We start from the raw sequence: 1,001 nt of genomic DNA on the forward strand, positions 1-1,001 counted from the left end.
ACGCCCTCCCGACGCAACGACAAAACCGTAAAGCCCCGCGTTCAGCATAACCCGGCAGGAATCCACTTAAATCCAGCGGGGCGCTGTCCAAACAACCGGGGCCAGCTCTAACCAATTGTAGAGAGCGGCCCCCATGGGATCGCTGAGCGCGATCTTGATGCCGGGATTTCGCTCCTTGAGGGCCCGCGCGATCCCACCCAAGGTACCGCCGCTCCCAACGGCACATGTGAAGCCGTCGATTCGTCCATCCGTCTGCCGCCAAATCTCAGGGCCGGTCGTGCGATAGTGCCCCTCCCGATTGGCGACGTTGTCGAACTGATTGGCCCAGAAAGCACCGAGCTCCTCGGCGAGCTGACCGGAATAGCGCGCGTAATGACCCGGATTGGAATAGGGTACGGCCGGCACCAGGCGCAGGTCGGCACCGCACAACCGCAACATGTCCTTCTTCTCCTGACTTTGCGTGTCAGGCATCACGATCACGCTTCGATAGCCGCGTGCGTTCGCCACGAGCGCTATGCCGATTCCGACATTGCCGGCTGTTCCTTCGACGATGACGCCTCCTGGCCCAAGCTTGCCGCATCGTTCGGCATCGTTGATCAAGGCCAGCGCCGCGCGATCCTTGATCGAGCCGCCGGGATTGAGAAATTCGGCCTTGCCGTAGATCTCGCAACCCGTGGCCTCCGACGGCATTCGCAGCCTGATCAATGGCGTGTTGCCGATAGCGTCCAGGAAACCCGTTCGAACATCACTCATCGCCTGCCACCTCTGCCCGCCCGCAACTTTAGGCTGGCGAACAGGCAAAGCGATTCTCTAGTTCAGGCGACGCGTGCAATATTTTCAGCGCTCGACCGGCCCAATCGGCAATTCCATTCTTAGGCGGTGTTTTGTTTGCGCCCTAGTACCCACTTTTCTTGGAACGTGAGTCGTGATTCAAGGTCGGGATGATACCCGAAGCAAGAGAAGTCCACCTTTCGAGGAAAGATCGCAAGGTGCTTGAGGCG

The 1,001-nt window shown here is 59.6% G+C and carries 1 pseudogene; it reads right to left on the reverse strand.

Annotation, left to right across the window (positions count from 1 at the left end):
• Window positions 1-111: 111 nt before the first annotated feature.
• Window positions 112-753, reverse strand: a pseudogene (locus QJT78_RS51570) (pyridoxal-phosphate dependent enzyme); the annotation flags it as partial.
• Between the last annotated feature and the right edge of the window lie 248 nt (window positions 754-1,001).

It is taken from the genome of Bradyrhizobium sp. Mp27 (genome assembly GCF_029953005.1).
GTDB lineage: Bacteria > Pseudomonadota > Alphaproteobacteria > Rhizobiales > Xanthobacteraceae > Bradyrhizobium > Bradyrhizobium barranii.